Annotated in this window: 22 protein-coding genes and 1 pseudogene; 4 read left to right on the top strand and 19 right to left on the bottom strand. The window is 45.6% G+C overall.

Annotation, left to right across the window (positions count from 1 at the left end; translation table 11 throughout):
- Window positions 1–180 precede the first annotated feature (180 nt).
- Window positions 181–2,058: a leucine-rich repeat domain-containing protein gene (locus NKT06_RS03985; protein WP_253430182.1), complete on the top strand. Its 1,878-nt coding sequence runs from the start codon at window positions 181–183 to the stop codon at window positions 2,056–2,058.
- A 277-nt stretch (window positions 2,059–2,335) separates the two neighbouring features.
- Here the strand turns inward: NKT06_RS03985 and NKT06_RS03980 are convergent, their stop codons facing one another.
- On the bottom strand, window positions 2,336–4,009 hold the full coding sequence (locus NKT06_RS03980; protein WP_253430179.1) for a GTP-binding protein: 1,674 nt from the start codon (window positions 4,007–4,009) through the stop codon (window positions 2,336–2,338).
- Between the two features lies 1 nt (window position 4,010).
- Window positions 4,011–4,910: a sulfate adenylyltransferase subunit CysD gene (gene cysD / locus NKT06_RS03975; RefSeq protein WP_253430176.1), complete on the bottom strand. Its 900-nt coding sequence runs from the start codon at window positions 4,908–4,910 to the stop codon at window positions 4,011–4,013.
- 212 nt (window positions 4,911–5,122) lie between these two features.
- Between cysD and NKT06_RS03970 the strand changes: the two genes are divergently transcribed.
- Window positions 5,123–5,263, top strand: a complete 141-nt coding sequence (locus NKT06_RS03970; protein ID WP_253430173.1) for a protein phosphatase 1 regulatory subunit 42 — start codon at window positions 5,123–5,125, stop codon at window positions 5,261–5,263.
- Between the two features lie 139 nt (window positions 5,264–5,402).
- On the opposite strand, the gene NKT06_RS03965 is transcribed toward NKT06_RS03970, so the two are convergent.
- Window positions 5,403–5,984, bottom strand: coding sequence for a TetR/AcrR family transcriptional regulator (locus tag NKT06_RS03965; RefSeq protein WP_253430170.1), 582 nt, complete (start codon window positions 5,982–5,984; stop codon window positions 5,403–5,405).
- A 148-nt stretch (window positions 5,985–6,132) separates the two neighbouring features.
- On the opposite strand from NKT06_RS03965, the gene NKT06_RS03960 reads away from it, so the two are divergent.
- A complete protein-coding gene (locus NKT06_RS03960; RefSeq protein ID WP_253430167.1) occupies window positions 6,133–7,074 on the top strand; it encodes a ketopantoate reductase family protein in 942 nt (313 codons plus the stop codon).
- 221 nt (window positions 7,075–7,295) lie between these two features.
- Here NKT06_RS03960 and NKT06_RS03955 read toward each other — a convergent pair whose 3' ends face one another.
- The 15 genes from NKT06_RS03955 to NKT06_RS03885 form a co-directional block, all read right to left on the bottom strand.
- Window positions 7,296–8,330: a hypothetical protein gene (locus NKT06_RS03955; protein WP_253430164.1), complete on the bottom strand. Its 1,035-nt coding sequence runs from the start codon at window positions 8,328–8,330 to the stop codon at window positions 7,296–7,298.
- Between the two features lie 46 nt (window positions 8,331–8,376).
- Window positions 8,377–9,330 carry a class I SAM-dependent methyltransferase gene (locus tag NKT06_RS03950; RefSeq protein WP_253430162.1) on the bottom strand — a complete coding sequence of 318 codons (954 nt, stop codon included), beginning with the start codon at window positions 9,328–9,330 and terminating at the stop codon, window positions 8,377–8,379.
- A gap of 2 nt (window positions 9,331–9,332) precedes the next feature.
- On the bottom strand, window positions 9,333–10,184 hold the full coding sequence (locus tag NKT06_RS03945) for an FkbM family methyltransferase (protein ID WP_253430159.1): 852 nt from the start codon (window positions 10,182–10,184) through the stop codon (window positions 9,333–9,335).
- 40 nt (window positions 10,185–10,224) lie between these two features.
- On the bottom strand, window positions 10,225–11,037 hold the full coding sequence (locus NKT06_RS03940) for an ABC transporter permease (RefSeq protein WP_253430156.1): 813 nt from the start codon (window positions 11,035–11,037) through the stop codon (window positions 10,225–10,227).
- A gap of 4 nt (window positions 11,038–11,041) precedes the next feature.
- Window positions 11,042–11,851 (bottom strand): ABC transporter permease, encoded by an 810-nt coding sequence (locus NKT06_RS03935; protein WP_253430152.1) that lies wholly within the window; start codon window positions 11,849–11,851, stop codon window positions 11,042–11,044.
- Window positions 11,829–12,833 carry an ABC transporter ATP-binding protein gene (locus NKT06_RS03930; RefSeq protein WP_253430149.1) on the bottom strand — a complete coding sequence of 335 codons (1,005 nt, stop codon included), beginning with the start codon at window positions 12,831–12,833 and terminating at the stop codon, window positions 11,829–11,831. Before NKT06_RS03930 ends, NKT06_RS03935 begins: the two co-directional genes overlap by 23 nt.
- Before the next feature lie 32 nt (window positions 12,834–12,865).
- On the bottom strand, window positions 12,866–14,044 hold the full coding sequence (locus NKT06_RS03925; RefSeq protein ID WP_253430146.1) for a radical SAM/SPASM domain-containing protein: 1,179 nt from the start codon (window positions 14,042–14,044) through the stop codon (window positions 12,866–12,868).
- Window positions 14,045–14,087: 43 nt separating this feature from the next.
- The gene (locus NKT06_RS03920) at window positions 14,088–15,182 is read right to left on the bottom strand and encodes a radical SAM protein (protein ID WP_253430143.1); all 1,095 of its coding nucleotides are present in this window, start codon (window positions 15,180–15,182) and stop codon (window positions 14,088–14,090) included.
- 27 nt (window positions 15,183–15,209) lie between these two features.
- Window positions 15,210–16,325 (bottom strand): UDP-glucuronosyltransferase, encoded by a 1,116-nt coding sequence (locus tag NKT06_RS03915; protein ID WP_253430140.1) that lies wholly within the window; start codon window positions 16,323–16,325, stop codon window positions 15,210–15,212.
- Between the two features lie 44 nt (window positions 16,326–16,369).
- Window positions 16,370–17,728, bottom strand: coding sequence for an ATP-grasp domain-containing protein (locus tag NKT06_RS03910; RefSeq protein WP_253430137.1), 1,359 nt, complete (start codon window positions 17,726–17,728; stop codon window positions 16,370–16,372).
- Window positions 17,725–17,976, bottom strand: coding sequence for an acyl carrier protein (locus tag NKT06_RS03905; protein ID WP_253430134.1), 252 nt, complete (start codon window positions 17,974–17,976; stop codon window positions 17,725–17,727). Before NKT06_RS03905 ends, NKT06_RS03910 begins: the two co-directional genes overlap by 4 nt.
- A gap of 13 nt (window positions 17,977–17,989) precedes the next feature.
- Complete coding sequence (locus NKT06_RS03900; protein ID WP_367399885.1) at window positions 17,990–18,919, bottom strand: NAD-dependent epimerase/dehydratase family protein; 930 nt, start codon at window positions 18,917–18,919, stop codon at window positions 17,990–17,992.
- 389 nt (window positions 18,920–19,308) lie between these two features.
- Window positions 19,309–20,364 carry a hypothetical protein gene (locus NKT06_RS03895; RefSeq protein ID WP_253430131.1) on the bottom strand — a complete coding sequence of 352 codons (1,056 nt, stop codon included), beginning with the start codon at window positions 20,362–20,364 and terminating at the stop codon, window positions 19,309–19,311.
- A gap of 47 nt (window positions 20,365–20,411) precedes the next feature.
- Window positions 20,412–21,905: a class I adenylate-forming enzyme family protein gene (locus tag NKT06_RS03890; RefSeq protein ID WP_253430129.1), complete on the bottom strand. Its 1,494-nt coding sequence runs from the start codon at window positions 21,903–21,905 to the stop codon at window positions 20,412–20,414.
- Window positions 21,902–22,144, bottom strand: coding sequence for a phosphopantetheine-binding protein (locus tag NKT06_RS03885; RefSeq protein ID WP_253430127.1), 243 nt, complete (start codon window positions 22,142–22,144; stop codon window positions 21,902–21,904). Before NKT06_RS03885 ends, NKT06_RS03890 begins: the two co-directional genes overlap by 4 nt.
- A gap of 223 nt (window positions 22,145–22,367) precedes the next feature.
- On the opposite strand from NKT06_RS03885, the pseudogene NKT06_RS32000 reads away from it, so the two are divergent.
- Window positions 22,368–22,520 (top strand): annotated as a pseudogene (locus NKT06_RS32000) (IS256 family transposase); the annotation flags it as partial.
- A 428-nt stretch (window positions 22,521–22,948) separates the two neighbouring features.
- On the opposite strand, the gene rlmD reads toward NKT06_RS32000, so the two are convergent.
- The gene (gene rlmD, locus NKT06_RS03880) at window positions 22,949–24,694 is read right to left on the bottom strand and encodes a 23S rRNA (uracil(1939)-C(5))-methyltransferase RlmD (protein ID WP_253430123.1); all 1,746 of its coding nucleotides are present in this window, start codon (window positions 24,692–24,694) and stop codon (window positions 22,949–22,951) included.
- Window positions 24,695–25,211: the final 517 nt, after the last annotated feature.

Genomic DNA, 25,211 nt, shown 5'->3' with positions numbered 1-25,211 from the left:
TGTCTAATGCCTCCCCCAGCCATACTTACAAAAGATCAAAAAGGAGCAGGATTTCCTTGCCCCTCCGCTATGTGAAACTTCTTTCTCTCATCAAACGTAAATTCACAAGGTATAATGAAGTCAGATCACCGTTTAGCATGATCTTATGAACATCATAATGAAATGAAGGAGAGGACATTCGTGGCGTTTATCCCGTTAAACTGTCCCAATTGCAACGGAAGAATTGAATACAAAGAGGGTGAGATTTTAAAGTGTCCCTATTGTGAGACAGAGCTTTTATTGAAGCAAAATCATGTCTATTACGTAGACCAGACCATTAATCATTACCACGGGACAGTTCCTGAGGCCACGCCGAAGCCGTCCGTCTCCGTCTCCGTCCCCCTAAGGCTGTTATTGGTACTGCTGCTTGTCATATCAGGCGCCATCGGTACATATTTTTATTATAGCAACAGCTCCACCTATTCAAAAACAGAAGCCAATCTGCCTGTACGAAAGATGCCCGAAAGCGAGGTTCTTCTTTCCTTTTTGCGAGATATCTTCGATAAAGGATCTGCCCTGCCGACAGAGGAGGAATTGGCTTGCCTTCGCTATTTAACTGTAGAGTATTCGGAGAATGATCAGTGGACGTTTACATATAGCCTCTCCGATCCCTTCAGCGATGAACAGGCTGAGAAAATCACATATGTTACTCAGGACAAGAAACTGAATAGCCAGGAGATCGATCAGCGAGATTTTGAAGCCTTTACGGGACTGACGGCATTGGACCTGACGAATACCTATGAAATCTCCCAGACGGATCAAACCACTTTGGCCCATATGTCCGGATTAAAAAGTTATGGAGGCGCTTTTAACGAATCCTTTAGTACATTTTCGGGCTACTTTGGCGACAAGACTAAAATAACGGAGCTTTCCACTCAGCTTCGCAGCAATCAGGAACTGGCCATGCTGCTGGAGTTTCCTAATCTGAGCTCTTTATCCATTACCTATGTGGATGAGTCCGTAACGGATTTCTTTCTGTTGAACAAGCTGCCGCTCAAGTCCCTGTCGCTCACCTTTGTCGATGAACTGGGATGGTTGTCCTCCATGACCGGGCTGTCATCCTTATCCATACAGTACAGTGAAACCACAGACCTGCAGCCGCTGTACGCCTTGACCCAGCTTCAGGAGCTTCAGTTGTCCTTCTTAACGAATGTAAAGTCCATCGACTTTGTACAAAATATGCCTGCTCTACAGACGCTAGATATCGAAAACGTAAACTTCTCAAGCCTGGAGCCCTTGGCCGGCAAAAACTCCATTACTACACTACGTCTGGCTTCTCTAAGTCAGCTTAGTTCGGTAAAGGCCATAAACAGTCTGCCCTCTCTGCGGGAATTAACGTTGTCCGGTTACTACGAGAAAGCAGAAGCGCTGACATTGCCTAATGCGGGGCGAGTGGAAATTCCAAGCTCCTTTCTCACCGGTCTAAAGGCACCGGCTGCAACCAGTCTGACGCTCCGTGGCGGAAGCGGTGAATTGAACTTGGCTGCGCTGGGGAAATTCCCGAAACTGGAGCAACTCTCCCTCTGGGAGATCGATGAAGTCACCCGTCTTGGTGCCCTGGACGGCTTGTCCAGCCTAGAGACCCTGAACATTTACGACTCGTCACTATATAAGGAGAGCGATGCTTTATTTCGTTTGAAGCGGGTGAAATCTCTCATGTGCTCCGAGTGTAGGCTGAATTTTGAGCAAAAATCGGCCGCAGAGAACAGCGTGCTTGAACATTTGACCTTAGAGCAACCATATTTCAGCATAAACAATACCTCTGTTACTGAAGTTGACCAAATGATGCCTTACTTTGCCAAACTGTCCGCTCTGCGTTCCTTCACTCTGCAAGACAGCAATTTGGCTTCTCTCGAATTCATGCGCAACTGGCAGGCCATAGAAGAGCTTCATCTCGAGAACAATGCCATTTCCAATATCGAGACCCTAAGCCAGCTGCCTGATCTGCAAAAGGTATATCTCTCCGGTAATTCCGTCCAAAACAAGTCCGTGCTTGGTACGGGTGTGCATGTGTATTAATTACCGTTTGGGATGATGGGAGTTTTAGACTACTGTAGTTAGTGGATGGTATCGGAACAAAGACAAAAAGGGGTTCCCCTTATGCAGTTCTTCCTGCATGGGGGAACCCTTTCGGTGTTTTAAGTCAAGTCAGAAGCCTTCAATATTCTTTGGACGATAGCTGCAACCTCAGCACGGGTGATGTTGGCATCCAGAGATCAGTCTCCCCATATAAAGGGATCTTGACGAAACAAACAAGCGGCTGCCTAATCGGCAACCGCTTTATCGGACATGCTTATTAAATGTCGTAGTTATTCGAAGGACTGTGATCGATAACGGATTGCACGACTCGTTTAACCACGGATTTCGCGGCATCCTGGATGGACATTCCGCCGATCTCGTCCGCGTTAACTTCGATAAATCCTTTGCCCCCGATGATCTCTCGAGCTGTCTCAAGTTCGCCCGCACTGATAGAATCATGGGATACCAGTGAGATCAGGCCGGCGTCGTTCAACACCTTTGCCATCTCCGCCGTTCCGCGGAGCGTTTCTCCACTGACGCTCTCAAGCAGCATCGTATGGTAACCGGATGACATTAGTCGCTTCTCCACTTCCTTGGCGAGAGCTACCGTATCCGAGCCAGCAAACCATACCGTCAGTGGAGATTGTCCTTTCTGCTGGGCGCGAACATCTCTCGTGATCCCCGTATCCAGCGTGGAAAATCGGCTTTCTCCCTTCAGAGCTTGATCGATGACTCCGCAAGCAGACGTCATGTTGGTGACACGATCAATGAGGATAAAACCTCCAATGCTCTTATTGTGTTCAAAGGAATCGAAGACGATCTGATCCGACAGCGTGAATTCACACTTGGCCAATTCGTTCTTAACAATTTGATCGGCCGGAACGGTATGGCCCGTGTTAATGTCAATTTTATGGGTAATCGCCGTTACAGTGCCTGGAAGAGTCTTCGTTCCGACCTTTACCCAATAATGCTTGCCCGGAGTCAGGACGGAATCGTCCATCCACAGGATTGTAGAAGCGAAGCTGTCAGCTTCTTGGACTTGATTGTCCATCGTGAGCACGCAACCCCGCGAGACATCAACTTCGCGGTCCAGTTGTATCGTAACCGGTTGGCCAGCATAAGCCGAATCTTGAGCTTGGTCCGTCACCAAAATCCGCTTAACCTTGGCTTTCTCCCGACTTGGCAGAGTCATGAGTTCGTCTCCGACCGAGATCTTTCCAGCCTCGATCTGGCCCTGGAACCCACGGAACGTATGGTCCGGTCTGCTTACACGCTGAACTGGCATCATGAAAGGCTTCGTATCATCGGTAGTATGAACATCTATACTTTCCAAATACGGCAATAATGCTAACCCCTCGTACCAGGGTGCATTCGGCGACTGGGTTGTAATGTTGTCCCCTTCCGTAGCAGACACGGGAATGACCTGAATGCTCTTGATTTGGAATTCGGCAGTCGTTTGGATGAACTCTTCCTTGATTGCCTCGAACGTCCTCTGATCGAAGCCGACCAGATCCATCTTGTTCACAGCCAATACGAGATGCTTGATCCCCATCAGGGCGCAGATCCGGGCATGGCGTTTGGTCTGGGTAATGATGCCTTTGGTAGCGTCCACCAGAATGATGGCTAGATCGGCAAAGGAAGCGCCTACAGCCATGTTGCGCGTATACTCTTCGTGTCCCGGTGTGTCCGCCACGATGAAGGAACGATGAGACGTCGTAAAATAACGATATGCCACATCAATGGTAATCCCTTGTTCGCGTTCGGCCAGCAAACCATCCAGGAGCAGCGAGTAGTCGATTTTGCCGCCTCGGCTTCCCAATCGACTATCGAGCTCAAGCGCGCGTTCTTGATCGGCAAACAGCAGCTTGGCTTCATAGAGCATATGTCCGATCAGCGTGGACTTGCCATCATCCACACTTCCGCAGGTAATGAATTTAAGTAGACTCTTCATGTTAGAAATAGCCCTCCCGTTTGCGTCGTTCCATGCTTCCCGCCGCTTCTTGATCGATAACCCGACTGGTCCGTTCGGAAGATAACGCACCCAATGTCTCCTCAATGATCTCATCCAGCGTAACAGCATCGGACTCGACACCGCCCGTGAGCGGGTAACAACCCAACGTGCGGAAGCGAATCTTCTTCATCTCTACCTTCTCACCAGGCTCAAGCTTTATCCGCTCGTCATCCACCATGATGATATGCCCGTCACGATTAACGATCGGTCTTACGTCGGCGGAGTAAAGCGGAACGATATCGATGTTCTCCCGACGAATGTATTGCCAGATATCCTTCTCAGTCCAGTTGGACAGCGGAAAGACTCGAATGCTCTCTCCCTTGTTGATTCGCGTGTTGAACAGCTTCCACATCTCCGGACGTTGGTTCTTAGGGTCCCACGAGTGATTCTTGTTCCGGAACGAGAAAATCCGCTCCTTCGCACGCGACTTCTCCTCATCACGTCTTCCGCCACCGAACGCAACCGTGAATCCGTATTTGTCCAATCCCTGCTTCAGGGCTGTGGTTTTCATAATGTCGGTATATGCGGAGCCATGGTCGAAGGGGTTAATTCCTTGTTGAATAGCCTCTTCATTTGAGTGCACGATCATCTCGATACCAAATTCCTTCGCCTTTCGGTCGCGGAACTCAATCATTTCCTTGAATTTCCAGGTTGTATCGATATGCATGAATGGGAACGGCGGCTTCTCGGGGTAGAAAGCCTTTAGGGCCAAATGCAGCATGACCGAGCTGTCCTTGCCGACGGAATACAACATGACCGGTTTCTCGCACTCCGCTGCTACTTCTCTGATAATGTATATCGCTTCAGCCTCAAGTTGATCCAGATGTGTTAATTCTTGCATGGCAAGGCGGCCTCCTTTTTAATCCTCACTAAAACCATCGTATTTATAAACTTATCCTATCAGATTCCATCTTTATTGCAAAGTGGAAAAAAGCAAAATTTATGATGTCTATGTGTTGGATCGACAATATTCAGCATTGAGTAGCCGTTCCCTCCTATAAAAATTGCCTGAGAGAATGATTTGTGCTGAGCTGCAAATGGAATCGGAGGGACATGGAAGAACTTCATCTCGAGAACAATGCCATTTCCAATATTGAAACCCTAAGCCAGCTGCCTAATCTGCAAAAGGTATATCTATCCGGTAATTCCGTACAAAACAAATCCGTGCTTGGTGCGAATGTGCACGTATATTAATTATCGCCGGGATGATGGGGGAGTTTTAGACTACTATAATTAATGGATGGTATTTTAATGAAGACAAGAAGGGGTTCGAGAATTATGTATACATTCTCGAACCCCTTTTGTTTATGTTTAGCTTTACTAACCATCATCGCTACACTCCAGAGCGTTGCGGATTGACCGTGCCAAAGATATGATACGGTGTTATCCCCTTTGAAAATAGACTATCGATCAGCTTGATCAATTCCTCCGACGATAGATCTTTGTCTCTGTGTATCCAAAGACGAAACATAGATATTAATGTAGATATGTAAAACTCGATGATGTATGGTGCCAAGACATCATCTGTTGAAAAATCCATAATCAATCGTTCAAAGGGAATTTCTCTTTTCAAGCGTTCCACAAAATGAACAGAACCATATTCGCCCAATACAGCTTTAAGAACTGAAATTTCCTCTGCATTTTCCAAGCATTGAAGTGCATCTTGAATAGTATGTGTAGAAAACTCTCTGCCTGCCATTTCCTCCTTAATGGATTTCAAAATCCGCTCTTCAACGCAGTCCAACAAATCATAGATATCTGTAAAGTATTGATAAAATGTACTCCGATTATATCCTGATTGGTTAGCAATCTCTTGAATGGATATCTTTTCGATTGGTTTTCGGCAATATAAATCACAGAATACATTTATAAATGTCTGCCTTGTTTTGTCCGTAATTTCAGGTTGCTTATTCATTGTTAACCTCCATTTTCTGTTGAATTGATTATACGACAAATATTAAAAATCTGATGGTTGATGACCAAATAGTGAATCTATACAATAACATTATACAACACGTTGTTGGATCATCAACAAAGATGAATATGGATATTAGGAGGCTAAGATGAGAATTTTATTTTTCGGTAGAGGTGTAATATCGACCCAATACGCTTGGGCTTTAGAGAAGGCAGGGCATACCGTTGAGTTTTACGTTAGAAAAGGGAGGAAAGAAACGTTTGGAAGTCATATAGCGCTTGAAATGTGGGACGCACGAAGAGGAAAACAGTTCATCCAAGAAAGCTGGAAAATCAAGCTGCATGAGGAGATAAGCCCAAATTACGATCTCATTATTGCGAGTGTCAATACGGAGCAACTTCCCGAAGCAGCAAGAATACTTTCGACTACTGCTGGTAACACCCCGATCCTAATATTCAATAATATTTGGCAGGATTTAAAATCATCAATCTTGCCCCTGTCTATGAACAATGTTGTCTTTGGGTTCCCAGGAGCAGGAGGCGGCATTGAGGACAATAAGCTTAGGGGCGGCTTTTTAAAAATGATATTTCTGGAAAAACCACGGGTTGGCACGGAACAGATAAACAACAAGGTCAAAGAACTATTTGAAAGCGCCAATTTTAAAATCAATTGGATCAAGGATATGCAAAGCTGGTTATGGAATCACTATGCCATGAATGCGGCGATGGAGACCGAGGTGCTCAAACGGGGAAATTTCCCAGCAATCTTGAATCACAGTGACTCATTCGCAAATGTCGGCAACAGTATGCGGGAAATGAAGCCTGTTCTTAAAGCAAGAGGCGCCAAGATGGACGCGATTACTCTACTGTTAACCAAGATCCCACCGGCACTTCTCGGCATGCTGTTTAACAAGGTTATTTTTGCAAAGGGCAGCTTACCACGACTTTTCATTGAATACAATAATAGTAAGTCCAGTTTTGCTGTACTTGAAGTTGTGAGAGAAGCCCAAAAGTTAGGTATACCTTTGCCTCGTCTTACCTCGGCATTAGAAAACACTGAACAACACACAGCTATTATTAAAAACGGATAAACTGGATATTTCAGACTAACATCAACTCTACTATGATTATATAAACCATCGAACAACTCACCATTGAGGGGCTATAAAGACTGATAGAAGCAGAGCCATCCTTGAAAAGGGCGGCTCTTTAATTATGGTTTCTCTGTCCACGGCGGTTTTCATACGATGAAAAGACACATGCACAGTATATCTGTTGATGCGACTCATTTCTAGCTATATTAGATGTGATTTCACCTGAAAGCCTTTAACATTAAAAATAATTGATTATTAAAATGCATTTCATTCGTATATATTTTTGTAAATAAACCAATGCACTTGTCTATGATTTCCCCAGTGAACTTTTGGGACATGATAGCTTTATTCGAATAGATCCTTACTGTCTTCCAGTCATGAATAATTTGGTCCAATAACGGGTCAAGCGTATGTTTTGCATTGATATGATCAATGTTGTACTTATAGAGAGTATTTAACCTATATTTCTCAGAACATTTTCTATAAATCGTACTGCTCAGTGTTTCTATAATCGTTTCATTTTTTATAATGAGCTCGTAATTTTCTGAGAGCAACAGTATATTATTCAAACTTTCCGTTATTTCATTTTGATACCTGCACATATTTTCTACGAATGTATTGATGGTTGTGTGTGCTGAATTCTTATTGTTCAAGATCTCATGATTACCGGGGGACACTAGCGCATATTCCCAAAAGTAGTCTGGCATCTTTACGTGTTCCGAAGTCATGCATGACCATTTAAATTCTGAAAATGGCAGAGCATATTGTCTGTATTCTGTAATATCATCAACCGTATATATCTCCTCGTTCGTCAGATTGAAGCCATAGACAAAAACAGGGTGCAGTCCATGTTTTTGTCTATAGTAAAAGTCTCTACCGCGTTGATAAAATAAATCAATAAATATGGAAATCGGATGACCACTAGAAATGGAGTTTATGATCTCATCTTGTAACGTATCTAGTGCAGGGGATTTTTTACGAATAGAGATCCCCATTTCCTCAAGGATCTGATCTCCCTCCTCAAGATCCAACACCTCTAACTTGAAATATCCTCTTGTTTGTATTTTTTGTTTATCAAATCTATAAATAGTAATGACATTATTCAAAATCGACAGCTCATCTTTTTTAAAATACCTGGCAAGCGTTAATAACAAATTGTAGCCGCAATTAAAATAAGGAAAATTATGATGAGGAAACATTTTCGTCATGCCGTCGAAGGGCTGAAAGGTGTCCAGGGAAATAATTTCTTCCATAAAATATTTCTCCTAACCTAAAATTATTGTTGATATCACGGCTATATTACCTCTTAACAAGGTTCATCATACGGTATTGCCGCGTTCCAGCCTTCATCTCTTCATATTTCTTCGAGCCGGGCAATGCGATGAATTCATGGATATCTCCAATATTCGTGCTTGAATTGGCGTTATTCGCAATTCCTTGTGTGCCAGTACGCTGCTTCGCACTCTCATCACATGATAGAAGAACATTCGAAGTCACATCCTGATTGCGGATTACAGACAGGCCTGCTTCCTCTAACAGCCTGACGTTTTGCGCTACTTGATCTCCCAGCATCAGCTCCGTATACAGAAATACGCCGCCAACTCTCATGATCCGGTATACTTCTTCATAGAATCGTGATCGGTTCGGATAGGCATGTGCGGATTCTATATTTAACACCACATCGAAGCTCTCGTCAGCAAACGGTATATTCTCCGCATCGCCGACGAGATACAAAGATTCACCCAATCGGGATTTGGCATTGCAAAAGGCAATATTCGCCGGGCAGATGTCGAGACCGACAATAGACAGCGGCTTGAAATATTTAGACAGAGCCGCTATGTTCCCTCCCCTGCCGCATCCGATGTCGATCACCTGCCGCTCCCGAATCGCCGTCTTGCCCACTGTCTCAAGCAGCAGCTTGACCGAGTTTCTATTCCATGCATCGCCCGGCTCGAGCACCGCATGTTGCTCATTCTCGTGCGGGACGTAACCATAGTTCAAGAAGGTGGCGAATCGGCCTATACCGGACAGCGCAAGGGAGTGCGAAATCTCGCTATAATCCCGAATTTCAGCCTCTTTTCGGTTCCATTCGGAAGGGTGGACAACCTGTTCTCGCCGGTCGAGCATCGATAAGTAACGATCATCGTTCGTATATACCGCATCGCAGCTGCAGCATTGCAGAACTGCTTCCGACTGCTCCAGCTCGCCCTTGCAGCTGGAGCATACCAACCTTGCATGCAGATGCTGTAACATGACTATCGCCCAGCCGACGTATGCATTTGATTCAACGCGTACACATTATAGTAATTTGGGATATTCAAATCTTCGTAATAATCGATCACGGCATAGAAGCCGTTGGTTTGGAAGATGTTCTCGAGCCTGCTGATCTGCTCTCCGTCCAGTCCGTGTACCTCCATTACAATTTGCCTGATTTTGCCCCAATCTTCCGGCTCTATGCCATCCAGCACCTCGAACTCACTTTTTTCCACATCGATTTTGAGCAGATCAATTTGGTTCAGACCGTAAAAGCGGATCATTTCAGAGATCGTAGTTAGCTGGCAACGATAGATTTGTTCATTCAGAAGCTTCGGCGACATAAGATGATCGACAAAGCGGTTTAGCATTCGCGGGTCAGCGAAATTATCTTCGTAATGGTTGATTAACCCGTATCGGAGATCTTGATCGTGGTTCTCCCTGTATTTGATCTGGACAGAGTCCGTGGACATCGTAGGAAAATAGGCAAACTCCGCTTCCTTGATCTCATTGGAAAGCCCGACATTAACCGTCGTTACGCGAGGCAGCGAACTCGTATTCATCTTCAAGAGATTAAAAGTCGGCGGCAGTGGCTCAAAAGCATATACCCTGCAGTCGCTCTTGCTGCTGACATATAGGCTGAACATGCCGATATTAGCCCCAACGTCCATGACCGTGCCTTGATCCGGGAGTGTAATACCGTGCTTGAAATACATCTCCTTGTGGAAAATCTCGTTGTAGAGGAACTCGGTCTCGCCTTCGTTGTTTTGATAGATTTCGATCCCGTTGTGCAGCCGTTTCTTTTCGATAGCCTTTGTCTGCAACGGATGGCTCTCATGCTCCGTCCTGCTCATTCGATTCACCTTCTCAACAATTTGTTTTTTGGGCATTTCTCTAACTGCTGGCGCTTTCATAGCGTTTGACGGCCAGCTTCCAGAACAGCCTGACCACTATAAGCGATATAACGGGAGCTACAAAAATCCATATCCCAAGGAACAAGTCCAATCGATCGATCAAATAAACCGACGGCATGTTGGTGATGAACAAGATCGGCACAACATACAGCCCTATTCTCCGCAGCCATTTGGGGTATATGTACATCGGCATATTGTTTAAATCCCAACATTTGTCGAGTATTTCGAAGATCGAACCGGACTTCACCGTCCAGAAGGCAAGAATTTGCGGAAGTAGAAGCACCGAATAGGTCACGATCGTGCTACTCAAGATCACGCCGATATATCCGGCCACGTGGATAAAGCTTGGCTCGATGTCAAGACGCCGCCAAGCCAGTACGATCATCGTGATCCCGGCGATCAGGTTCGGGATCGGAAACGCGAAGTTAACGTGCCGAAATGAAATCATGAACTGCAGCGAAAGCGGCTTCGTCATATACAAGTCCAGCGTCCCGTTGCGGATATGGCCGGCGAATCTATAAAAGTTATCCATAAACAGTCCTGTATAGATCGCGATCATAATCGTATAGGTCCCGGTGAAGATCATCATCTGGTCAGGAGAAATGCCATTGATTTCGATCCCAAGCTGGAAAACGAACAAGATATAGATCAGCTTGGAAAACAGAAATACAGTCTCCATGATCAAACCGGAGTAGAAATTCGCTTTGTATTCCATGTAACCGACCAAGCTGTTCTTTGCGAAAATAAAGAACATACGTACATGCTTCCGAAACTCCGTCAAGCTGATACTCACAGATCTAACCTCCAACGGCTACATATTTCCTCATCCCGGAATCCCACGACAACTTCGAAATTATCATAAGCGCAATTACCCAGACCACCTGTAAGAGAAGCCCGCGCACGATTTCATGAATCGCCATGCTCCCATTGATGATGTTAACCGGGAAGAATACGACATATTGAAACGGTAAGTAGCTGGAGATTCTGGCAAACGTATCTCCGAAAATATTAAGCGGAAAGATGGCACCACTGAGCAGATAGACGCCTTGGTTGAACGCGATATAAACGCCCCAAACCTCGGTAATGATGAACGCGAGAGCACTAATCGAATAAAAAAGCAGGAAGTTGATGAGCAGTCCGAACAGAATGCTGACCAGGAACATAACGATCTGCACCCCTCTAAGGTGAAACCCCCAAATCTGAGTAAAAACGATCATCAGTATGACGAATAAGACAAGGACGACCCCGATCTGAACCGTTTTCCCACCGAAAAAATTGCATATCCGATAGCTGAAATAATGAATGGGCTGAGCGATAAATTTGCTCAGTCCACCCGTCTTGATATCATTCGCGATTTCCCCTTCGAAGCCGGCAGAAACCAGCTTGGAGACAACGCCAGACAACACGGAATAAATGATGATCTGTGAATAAGTATAGCCGTTAATAATCTCTTGCGGCGAACTGCGAAACACGGCCGTCCAGAGGAAGCATTGGACGAGAATGATGAAGCCGCCGCTGATAATACTCATAAAGAAATCGGTCCGATACTCCATCGCATTCTGAAGCGCAAGAATGTACGTCCTTTTATACTTCTGCAAGGCTTTCATGTTTGACCCCATCTTTCTGATACAAGCTTTCGATGCCTCGCTCGACAGGTATATCTTCCACTGTGAAATCGAGGATCGGGAACCGGTCCAGCATCATCTTGGAAAGCCGCTGAAGGTCATGCTTATCGATCTCCATGACGGCATTCATGCCGTCATGTTCCATAATAGCGCCATAGTCGCTTAGCTCTTGCCTCGGCACTTCGTCCGTAAATTGCAGCTTGATGATCTTTTTTGCATGAAACAATTCGTTCACACGCCGAAGATCGCCATCGTATACGATCTTCCCTTGATTGATGATGATCGTTCGTTTGCATAAATCCTCAATATCCGCCATGTAGTGGCTTGTCAGAATGACCGTTGCTTTCGTCTGCTGGTTATAATACTTCAGGAACTCCCGAATGCGCTTCTGCGAAATCAGATCGAGTCCGATTGTAGGCTCATCCAGGAAAATCACCTTAGGCCGGTGGATGAGCGACGCAATTAGCTCCATCTTCATCCGTTCCCCCAGCGAAAGCCTGCGCACCTGAATATTGAGCAGATCTTTAACGCCAAGCATCTCCGTAAGCTCTTCCAGGACAAGGTTGTAGGGCTTATCCTCGACCTCATAAATGCATTTGTTCAGGTACAACGATTCGTTCGCCGGTAAATCCCACCACAACTGCGATTTCTGCCCCATCACGATCGAGAACTGCATCTTGAATTCTTTTTTTCGCTCCCAAGGGACATAGCCTAATACCGTCGCTTGCCCGCTTGTCGGATACAAGATGCCGGACAGCATCTTAAGCGTAGTCGTTTTGCCGGAACCGTTCGGGCCTAAGAACCCGACCATCTCGCCTTGCTCAATTACAAGTGATATTTCGCTAACCGCTTCTTTGGTCAGTGATTTCCGCTTCACTAAGTTTTTTAGCGATTTTTTGAACCCCAATTCTTTTTCGTAGTAATTGAAGCTTTTGGATAAGCGTTCCACTTGGATAATACTCACTGGTTCACCTCATTTATGCTCATGTAGAATAGTTAAACACCGTGCAAATGCAAGACACTGCACTTGGAACATGCCGGTGTCAGTCGTTCATCCATCATTTCCCTTATCCTTCTGTAGGTCATGCCGTGCCATAATTCCTGTACGGACGCTTCATTTAAATTGCCGATCTCGAACTCCTTGAAAAATTTGCACGCAACAATCGTTCCATCGGGCGTAATGTCCATCCGGTTCGAGAGAGCCAGGCACTTCTTGTTCATCGTGCCTTTACTCCTCACCTCTTTGCCGAGCACGAAATCTTCAATCTGGTCATAATCCAGATTCGGCTGGTAGCGTAAACGCATTTTCCAGACCCGATTATTCACCCGGTCCAACTCGCTCATCAAAGCAGGGATACGCTGCGGATCGAGCTTGTAGTTAAAGGCGTGCCAGCTTCGTTCGCCCTTGTGCTCGCTCGCCGGAAGGAAGTCGAACTTCTGGTCAAAGTAATCATCCATTCCCTGCGTGCACTCGTCCGAGATGTACCACGGGAAGCAAACCATGACCATATCTACACCGACGCCCTCCAGAAAGTCCAACAAATCGTAAAGCTTGTCGGTCATCCCATCGTTAACGACGGTATGGATCGTAATTTTGCCCCTGAATCGGTTTTCCTTGCGCAGCTCGACTAGCATCCGAATAGCATCGATCGCCTTGTTGAATACCCCTTTGCCGCGAAGCGCATCATTCTCTTCTTCGAATCCATCAAGTGCAATGAGCAGCTCCAGGTTGTCGGAGATTCTCAGCAAGGTGTCCAGCTTTCGCTCGATCAGCATCGCGTTTGTGCAGATTGTCGTCTCACGAGGATGGGCTTCAAGCAAATCGGCCAAACGGTCGAAATGGCTGTATACGAGCGGCTCGCCGCCCCAGATATAAAGTCTCGACTTGGCTGGTTCCGTCTCGAGGATCAGCTTCTCCAGCAGCCCGTAGTCGAGCTGTTCCCGCTGCTGCTCCGGTGTCATAAAGTGATGGTAGCCAGTGTCGTTCCATTGATAGCAATGCTTGCAGCGCAAGTTGCATTGGTTCGTCAGTTTAATCCCGACCGACTCTGGCAACGGTGTCGCGTAACCCGCTATTTTCTCCATGTTCCGCTTGGTTTCCACCGTATTCTTGATCGTACGTTTCAATATTTGCAAATCCTTTGGGGAACGTTTAATCTCTGATTTCGGATTCATATCAACACCACCCCTCTTAAACCTATTAGGTCATTCACATGAATCAATAGATATAATACCTTGAACAAGCTGTACAAATAGGAAGCATATTTTTTTTCATATACGCGCGATAATCTTTGTACTTGTCACTACTCCAGATATCCAGCAAACTCTCTTCGTTCACGTTGCCAAAGGTCAGATCATAGAAAGCATGGCAGGGCGAAACGTCGCCCCTTGCTGTAATCTCTGCATAAACCCATGGAAGGGAGCAGCGATTTCGTTTATCAGCCATCTGATGGAATTGCCCCGAGAAATAGTTGCTCAAATTTTGCTCATCTATCGTTTTCGGATAGGTGATCACATGAATGCTGTTTTTCAAGCAATACGCTTTAACATTATTGAGCTGTCTCGTCAATTCCGGAATATCGATCTGGCTGAACGAACTGGTGTCCCGCCACACCATCCCCTTGGCATAAGGAGCTTCATGCACGTCGAATTTGTCACTAAGAACCTCCACATATTGGGCATACTGCTCTTCCGTTGCGTAGAGCTGCACTTCCATGCTGATATGGTCCAACATCGACAAGTCGATATGCTTAAAGAAAAATTCCTCAACGTACATATAGTTCAAGGGCGTAATGATAAAGGATACACCCATTTTCGGAAATTGCTTGCCCTTGCTTTCCCGAAGCTCATAAAGCTTCTCGATCCCCTTGATTACTTTCTTGAATACGCCTTTGCCTCTCTGCTTATCGTTGATTTCCTCAGGGCCGTCGAGAGACATCCAGATCTTATTTGGAGCAGTCTCGACAAGCATCTCGGCATGCTGCTCAAGCAATGTGCCGTTCGTGGGGAAATCTGCTTTACTTCCATAGTGATTGATCATGGCGAGAATGTCGCCCAGCCAAGGGTACATCAGTGGCTCGCCACCGAAGAAATCGTAATATGGCTTGCCCGGGCTGCACTCGACGATGATCTTTTTAATGAGATCCGGATCCAGATGCGCTAACGTTTTTTTGCTTTTGTACGGCCCTTCGAGTCCCCACTCATAGCACATCTTGCATCGTAAATTACATTCCTCCAACAGCTGCATGACGATCCATCTCGGATAGCTTGTCTTTATCTTATCTTGGACGACACTCAATTTGTTTACGCTCATCGCATAACCCCTTTTGCCATTGAAATATTACCCCTTCGTTAACGCGACTCTCGCACAATAATGATCCACATAATTCGTTCGTTCTCCGGGTCTGTTCATGATCGCTTGATGCATCTCCTTAAGGACCTCTACGGAAAAATCCATCTCCCGCCACTTCTCGTAGCGGATTCCGAACCCCAGAGACTCCCACAATTCCAAATTGCTAAGCTCGTGACTTCCGAACGGCTCCAGCAAAATAAGAGGGGTACCGGATGCAAGCGAGTCGATTAATGTGCCCGCTCCCGGCTTGGCCACGATAGCCATCGCCTCCGAAGCGATATCGAATAACCAATGATGATCAACCTCAGCGGCGTATGACTTCGTGCCTTCTCCCGTTATTTCGATGTATGGCGGAAACTCGTGCAGGCCGTTCGCACTCTTCACCCATGCACACCATTCCGGATCATTCATCCAATATCGGTGATCGGGATCGGGCTTCGCTTCCTTCCAATCGTAAGCTACGATATCAAGCCCGTAGTTATGGCCGGCAAGCTCTGGAATTGTACTTTGATATGTGCCCATCCCCCAGCCGCCGCCATGAACAACAAGCCGCCGCTTCCTTGAGTCGAAGGGCAGTGGCGTATGATGAAGAACCGGGATTTCGCATCGAATCTCCATCTTGTCGGTGTCATAGAGACAAGCATTGTAATAATACTCGTCATAGCTAGGATGAAACTTCTTCAAGCTCTTCCAAGACGGGGCCAGATCTGAATCGACGTAGAGCAGGTCTACATGAATTTGATTCGGCAGCATCTTCTCCCTATACAAATCCAGAATATAGATCCAGTGTCCGGATAACGATATGAATTCGTACCGGTCTTCCGCTTTCCACGCCTCCAGCAATAGCTCGACCTGGGTATAATCAATGCTGTCGCGTATATCCATCGGCATTCGGGCCGATAAATTGGCAAGTGCGAAATTATTGTGGTAAGCCTTTCTGCTGTCTACAATATGATCCATCTTGTCTTGCTCCAAATAGCTTTCGAACACGAGCACTTCCGTCGCGATATCCCTTTTCTCGAAATCACTTGCAGCTAACAGGCCGGGAATATAGAAACCCAGACCGAAACCCGAGCATAGAATCGTCACTTTCCGCTCACCCATAAAATTTCTTCCTCCATTCATGGCTTCAAGCGCTTCGGACTGCATCAGCGGGCGATCTTGAAGGATAACGACGACAGCACCTCCTTAACCTTAGCGGTCAATCGTTCGTTATTCCATTCCCCCTCGATCAACGAATAATATAATCTGCCTTTCACCTGCTTATTGCGGATCCCCTTGCACTCACTGACGACTTTGTTAATAAGGAGCGTATTCGCGCTTAACGGTAAAATACCGAATCCTCGATCAGGCTTATATAGAACACCCTCGCGGTCCAGCGATTCAAGCAATTGATCGAATGATACATCGCATGCAAACTGTAAAGTCGCATGCGTCATGCTCCCGGCCGTGTCGTGCTTCTTCAGGTAGCGGTCAATGTAATGCTTGATCAGACTCATCGATCTTCTTGCATTCACCTCAACAATCGGAACGATACGGCCGTCTGTCAACAGCATAGAATCGACGCATACGTCGCCGTGATAACCCGACCGATAAAGCTCGCGAGCAGCCCGTTTCATTACATCAAAATACTTCGCTTCCTGCAGCATATGAAGCAACCTATCGTCTGCTGTATAGGAGCCTTGGTAAGCGAAATTCTGATTGATCAACTGCTGCACTGAAATATGTCGATAAGTACCGTCCGGATCGATGTGGAATTGGCAAGAAAAATCCAATTCCTTGCGGAGGAACGGCTCAACAATAAACCGAACCGTTTTTCCCTTGCTACACTGATTGGCGACATAGGATGTGACTCGCCGCAAAATCGCTTCCGACTCAATCAGCAAATTGCCTTTCCCGGATACCCCAAACTCATCTTTGATCAGGAAGGGTCCTTGATTCAGCAAATTCAAGCCGCTTGTCAGCAGGTCTTCGGGAGAATAGACCGTCTGGCTGTCACACTGAAGATCAAGGCGACGATTCAATTCGGTTGAATACAGCTTCGAATTGACAGTCTGAACCGTATCGACAGCTGGAAAATCCTGTTTCAGCCCGTAACGCGCTGCAGTATGATCCGCCCCCGGAATGACGGCAAAGGGCGACAATCGGGCGCCGTCCAGCATGTAAATATCCATGTCACCCATTCGATCGGCTGATGTGAGCAGGTCGAAGATATTGGCGGTTCTGCCTGCGCTTCCTACATCAGGACTCTCGAGATCGGTTGAATTGGAAATAAATTCAAATCCGATCTCATGCAAATACGCTTTATGGCAAACGTTCATTCGATAGCGAGTAATGAGCCTATCCTGCGCCTCGCAAAATGGGAAGAGCAGCTCATCCATGGCCATCACGATATTCTCCATTTCAGGATCATGAAACGACGGCAGTTTGGCTAGATTAGGGTCGCGCCAGAAGCGTTCCGCATCAAATGTCCCGATAATGAGCTCGAACTTGCGTCTATCGTTCATACAGGCGTTGTCTTCTGCAGCTCCGAGATATAATTGCAGAAGGTCGTTACCGACTCCATAAGATTGAAGTCGAATTGTTCAAAATCGATTTCAATACCGAAACGCTCTTCCACATTTAATACAAAAGTAATTAGCTGTAAAGAGTCCAATCCCCCGTCTTCCATGATGTTGGAATGCTCGTTCAAACTGTTTGCCAGCTCAGCGTCATCCTTGATTTCGCTTATCATCGCTATGATCTGTTCTTGCATAGGTACCTCCCGTTTAATGGATATATTGACCCTGGTAATAATGGATCGTTCTAGCGAGTGCATCATGCAAACTGATCGCCGGTTCCCAGTCCATAATCGTCCTTGAAATGGTAATATCCGGCTTCCTTCTCCTTGGATCGTCTTCCGGCAGCGGGAGAAACTCTAACTGCGCGTTGGACTTCATTAGCTCCTTCAATATTTGGGCGACTTCAAGTATGGTGACTTCCTCCGGATTCCCCAAATTGACTGGCTGTTCATACGTGGTGCTCAGCAGTCTCACAATCCCTTCCAGCAAATCGTCGATATACTGAAAGCTTCTCGTCTGTCTGCCGTCGCCATAAATCGTAAGGTTTTGCTTGGACATGATTTCATTAATGAAATTGGTAATCACGCGTCCGTCATGTAAATCCATCTTCGGTCCGAATGTATTGAAGATCCGAATGACCCTTACCGGTATACCGTATTTCCTGTTCATCCCGTAGGTAATCGCCTCTGCATACCGCTTCGCTTCGTTGTAGCAGCTTCTTGCTCCAACCGAATTCACGTTGCCATAGTAGCTTTCCGGCTGAGGGTGAACAGTTGGGTTACCGTAGATCTCGCTTGTTGAAGCCAAGAAGAACGCAGCCTGCTTTTCTTTGGCCAGATACAGCAGATGCATCGTCCCTTCGCTGTTGACCCTCATCGTTTCGATCGGATAGGACAAATATTTGGGCGGACTGGCAGGACTGGCAAAATGCATCACCCAATCGACAGGGCCTTCAATTGAGAGCGGATAAATGACGTCATGCTCGATAAACTTGAAATTTGGCGACCGTAAGAGATTGTCTATGTTGACAGTAGACCCGGTCAGAAAATTATCGACGCCGATAACGGTATGGCCTTCCCGCAGCAGCCTCTCGGCGAGGTTGGAACCGATGAAGCCTGCGACTCCTGTTAATACAATGAATATTATGATCCTCCCCCTTGCTTAAGGTTTGTGAAACCACGATTAATTCAATCGAAACAGGTTTGGTTCTATGCATGAGTCACAAGATGTTGGGTTAAATACCAGGAGAGATTCTTGAGGTGAGTGGATCCGTTGTGGTTGTGCCGGAAAAAGCGCTTGAAGCAATGCGGATCGTTGAAAGACAAGAAGGCAATAGGCTGTCAGCAAACGTTTGTTGTAATACAAGAGCAACGGTTTGGCTTACTCAACACGCTGTCTCCCAACGATTATAATCCCGGCATCACTCCTTCCATAAATATGCCCGGATCACCACGGGCTTCGCGCTAAGGCTTCTATTCGGGTGCAAGAAGAGATATCCACAACTGACATCATCTGCTCCCTCAACATTACTGAATAGCTACCTTCTTCAGCCATCGTTCAAGGAATATGGATTCTTCATTTTCTATATTCGTAATCAGCGTTTGTAAACTTTCGGAAATACTTGTATCCTTTGTCAAATTATATTTAATCGCTAGATTCACAAGGATTTTTGCTTTAAGTTCAATAGCTGTGAATTCATCTATATGCTCTTGATTTAATTCAATTAAATGCCGATTATCGTACAAGTACTTGAATCTTAGTGTCATCATCTTCTTATGATCATAAAGTAAATGAAAGGGTCTTATATCAAGCATAGCCTTATGTTCCGATGTCTCTTTCACATAATTATATAGAGTTGTGTATATTTGCATGCCGAAGTCAAGATTATGCCTGTCGCCCCCGTAGTTAAACATCTCCCAATACTCCGGCGTTTTCTTAGTGAAATAATTTCTTATCGAATTCACTAGGGTATCTGCACTGAATTTATCCTGATATTGATCATTGAATGTATACAGGTAAACCATTTCTCTCAGATAATCATGATTCGTTGTTAGATGATTCTTGTCGAACGCAAGATTGAAATCAGTAAATGATATCTCAGCCTGACTATACACCCCGTTCTTAAAAAAATCGGAAACATACAATCTCTCTCTATCCAAATCATAGCCGTAAACAAATATGTCATGATGCAATTGAAGTTTATTGTAGCGATCGCTTAGGGGCACGTAGAAATAATTGATCATGGTATGGACATAGTTATTAGCATTAATATTTTCTACAATAAAATGAATAACAGAGTCCCATTTCATAGTTACCATATCTCTATGTATCTTTTGAGTAGTAATCCATTTGCACCCATCCGATGGGCGTAGCTCATAAGTCAGAGGGAAATAAAAATCTCCCCAATGGTGTTTATAATCTTTGTTAATAAATAATTGAATATAATTGCTATATATCCATGGGTGTGCGCACTCGTAATGGGTAAGGATCGACAAGAGATGAGCATGTTGCGTATAGGTTGTAATCATCGGATAACTGACCGGCAATATTTTTCTGCCCAATGTTTGAGTTGAATTCTTCAACCTTCGTTCACCCCTGGTTATTTGGTTAAATGCTTAAGGATTCCGAATCAGTATATCTCATTTAGCAATAAGCGCTTCGTACTTGCTCTGTCCAGTTTTCCTGTCTTTGTTTTTGGAATGTTATCTACAATCCTCCATTGTCTAGGCACTTTATACGATGACAAATGCAATTTGCAATGTCGTGTCAGCGCATCTATATCAACCAGGCAATTATTAAAGACTTTCAGAAATGCGATGGGTACTTCACCTAACAGGTCATCGTGTACACCAACAACCATGACCTCCTCCACTTCTTTCAAGCCGTACAAAAATTCCTCGATTTCTTCTGGATAGATATTGATACCGCCGGATATAATGATATTCTTCTTTCGGCCTGTGAGTATAAGACATCCTGATTCATTCCAATATCCCAAATCTCCTGTCTTTAACCAACCCTCAACAATGGTAGCGTTCGTTAACTCCGGGTTTTTGTAATAACCGAGCATCACATTCGGGCCCTTGACCCAAATTTCTCCGATAGCTGCTCCTTCAACCTCATTCTCTTCTTCGTCGACAAGACGAATAGAAACGTCATTTATGGGTGATCCACAGGATAAGCTGCGCTCTCCCCGTTCCATCATGCTCACCCGCGGAGAAGCTTCGGTCAATCCATAGGTTTGAATAATGTCCGAGTGAGGAAATACAGTCTGAAGATGGTCTACTAATTTCGCGGGAATCGCCGCACCGCTAATTACAATAAATTCAATTGAATCAAAGGCACTCCAGTTCTTTGTCTGATGGAAATCGGAAACAAAGTGCATCAATTGCGTAGGCACCGCTGAGAATCCCGTGACCGCCTTATTCTGAAACAGTTTAAACGCTGTGCGCGGCAGCAAGGGCAAGCTGATCAGTTTAATTCGGGTTCCATATAACATGCAAGAAATCAATTGCGTGACAATCGTAGAACTGAAATGAACGGGCATCGTTACAAGAAACGAATCTTGATCCGTATACCCCACCTTTCCGCCATGTGCCAACGCATTCGTTAATACATTCCAATGGGACAACATAACGATTTTAGATTTTCCGGTTGTGCCTGATGTAGGAAGGAGAATCGCACATTGATTGGGATCGGACTGATTGGTTAACGAGATCGATTCGAACGAAGGCATTGGTTCTTGCGATATATCCTGAGCGGTAACCCAAGGAATGTCGCAATTTAAATGCGCAGGCTGTGCAGATTTGCTGATAACCAATTTGGCGTCACTGGCATTTAAAATATTTTCAATTTCAGTATTGGATGCCGAATAAGGAACCGGTATTAATACATAACCGCAGAATTGAATGCCAAGGGCCGCAAAAATGAACAAGGGCTCATTATTTGTGTATAATGCAAGATGACTTCCGGACTCAAGCCCAAAATTCTTGTGGATATATAAAGCAATCAAATAAGCTTCTGTCATCACCTCTGCGTAAGTCCATTGCTGGTTTAGATCTTCAAGGATAATATGATCTTGGCGATCAGAGGCCTCCAGAAATAGACGCTGAATGATCGTCATCATAGCGTTTTCTCAGTCAAATAATTAAGAATTAATCCAGCCGTGGAGAACTTCTCAAATAACAGATCTTCATCAGGGATCGAGATGTTAAACTTCGATTCCACTAAAACAATAAGCTTGACGAAGCCTACTGAATCGATCCCTTGGTCCAACAAACGGGTATCGTGATCTTCCGGATACTCGATGTCCAGCTCAGCAAAAATTTCGTTTCTCAAGATCAATTCTATTGAATTAGACATCATGTTTCCCCCGTTAGATAATCTTTAGAAAAAGGCCGATTAAAGAGGATACTATATGTGATAAGCAAGTGAGAGTATTGTGAAGAAGAATAAGTTCATAACGATGTACAAGGTGAATTTGCACTGAAAGAGTTGTTTGCATAGTTGTATGCAGAGATTCTGCAATTCATGCTGGAGGCGGAGTATGACACGATGCAGGGCATAAAAAGCTTGACGCGAGGATACAACGACGGAAATAATTGAGGGTTCCTTCGTCAACATCGCAAAGCCTAAAGAAAAAAGCATTTTCCCAAGCAATGAAGCGTTGCTGAAAATGCTCTACAAAACTACGATGAATGTCACTCGTAAATGGACAGTGCGTGTACAAAACCGGGACTAAGTACACCATCAACTCTCCATTTTCTTCCTTGATGGGGGAAAACTATATTGCGTAAAATTTTGCTGAGAGAGCGTTTACACTAGTTGATTTACAGTAATAAGTGCCTGATATATTAAATATAATTACATATATGCCAATTGTCAACAATTTTGAAAAGCCCGTTGATGCCCTCTGGAATTCCATTCGTCATCTGGTTGTTTCTAGTATTAAAGGTACAAAAAAGACACGGAAGAACAACTCCGTGCCTATATAAAGCAATTATCCCGCTTCAACGAACTTCAAATTGAAGGTCAACAAGTCTTTAAGCAGGCACTTCAAAGACTTATTCAAAAAATCGAAGTGATTAAAGACGGTTCAATCAAAGCCATACATTACATATTTCCCGTCCTCAATCCATAAGGAAGTTGGAACAACGAGAGGCGTAGGAATTAGTCCTGCCCCTTCCATTTGAGCATCGCCACCGACTCCACATGCACCGTATGCGGGAACATATCCACTGGCGTCACCTCAACCGTCCGATAGCCACCATCCTCCAGCACACGCAGATCACGTGCCAGCGTACTCGGATTACAGCTCACATACACCACACGTTCCGGCTTCATCTCCAGAATCGTATCCAGCAAACGTGGATCACAGCCCTTGCGCGGTGGATCAACTACGATCACATCAGCCTCGATGCCTTGTTCTTTCCAGCGCGGGATAACGTCCTCGGATGCGCCAACTTCAAACTTCACGTTACGCATCTCGTTCAAGAGCGCATTGCTGCGAGCATCCTCAATCGCTTCAGGCACAATCTCTACCCCATACACCTGATCCGCATGTTGCGCGAGGAAAAGAGAGATCGTACCGATGCCACAATAGGCATCAATTACGGTTTCTTTGCCGGTCAGTCCGGCATACTCTACCGTTTTGCCATACAGGACTTCCGTCTGCACTGGATTCACCTGGTAGAACGAACGTGCCGAGATGGCAAACTGCACATCACCAATATAATCATAGATTACATCACGGCCCCAGAGGACACGGGTCTCATCGCCAAAGATAACGTTGGTCTGTTTCTTGTTCACGTTCTGACAGATGCTCGCCACATGCGGAATGGCTTCACGGATACTGCCAATCCATTCGTCTTTGTACGGAATGTCTCGACCATTCGTAACCAGAACAAGCATCATCTCGCCTGTACGGAACGCCTTCTTCACGACCACATGGCGCAGCAGACCGCGGCCTGTCTCTTCGTTGTACGCGCTGATTCCAAAATGGCTGCCGATTTCCTTAACCTTCGCAACCACTTCGTCATTATGCTCATGCTGAATGAGACAGCTCTCCATATCAATGATCCGATGGCTTCCTTTAGCGTAAAATCCTCCTACCAATCCACCCTCGGCTGCACCGATCGGTACCTGTGCCTTGTTGCGATAGCGCCACGGCTCGTCCATGCCCATGGTAGGCAGTACGCGAATGCCCTGCTCCGTATCTTCTTCGTTCATGACACCTTCAAGACGAAGGCGAATGCGATTGCTGCCGATCATTTGCAATTCAGAAGTAGCCAGTTCAGTTGTCTGATTCGCATCACCAACTGAAGCGTCATCCTGCACATTGGATGCCAACGTCTCTGCATCCTCCACCATCACGTTCAACTTGCCAATCCGCTGCAAATTATCGACTACCAATTGGCGTTTCCACGCAAGCTGTCCGGCATAGCTCATATGCTGGATCTGGCAGCCTCCGCACTGATCGTAGATCGGGCATGGCGCGGACACACGATCCGGGCTGGCCTTCACGATCTCCAGCAGTTTGGCGTAGCCGTACTGCTTCTTGGTTTTCATCACGCGAACACGTACGGTTTCACCTGGAAGTGCACCCTGCACGAAGAGCGTGTATCCATTCGCGCGACCTACGCCCTCACCGTCATGGTTCATACCAATGATGTCGATGACAGTCTCTTCATTTTTACTAACGGGTAGTCCTTCGATTGGTGCAGATTCACGCGCTCTCCCCTTTGGACGAACGGCAGAAAGAGATGCGCCTTGTGGCCGCACCTCTTTTCCTTGCTGACGTGGTGATGGACGAGATGATTGACTTGGCTGACGGGACGCTGAAGCGTTCCCTTGCCCCTGAGAGGCAGCCGAATTCCGGCGGTTTTTTCCACGACCGCTGCGGTTCGTATTAGACAACGTACATTCACTTCTTTCTTCTTATATAGTACCCTGCCTGTGCAGGCGAGGGAAAAATCTCATTTTTCATTTTGTTCCTGATTCTAACGAATCTGGCTACCTTATTCACATCAAAAATAACGTTCCGAATTTCTAATGAACTTCAGAAACGTTATTTCAACCTCAGATGGTCTTTTACGACCTTATTAGATCATTTCCTCCAAAATAACGACGTTGAGATTCGTTAGATTCGTAGCTCCGGCGATTTCGCCACTTTTAAGGCTTTCTGAGTTCGTTAGCCGCCAACACTCGACCAAACTGCTATATTCAGCACGGCATATCACATTGCAATACCATCAAACAAGAACAGCACTTTTAACTTTCACCGTTCAATATTCGTTGTTCGCTGTCACGTTAACTCAATCACCACAATGTACCTCTATCAGCTAAACACATGGTGACCACATGAGATTATACGCGATCCCACCCTACACGGCAACTGGAAAATCCACTTCCATCTCGCCTTATCGCAGAGCTC

The organism is Paenibacillus sp. 1781tsa1, assembly GCF_024159265.1.
Lineage (GTDB): Bacteria > Bacillota > Bacilli > Paenibacillales > Paenibacillaceae > Paenibacillus.
Note: the sequence above shows the minus strand (reverse complement) of the source record. Positions and strands in the feature narration are given on the sequence as shown.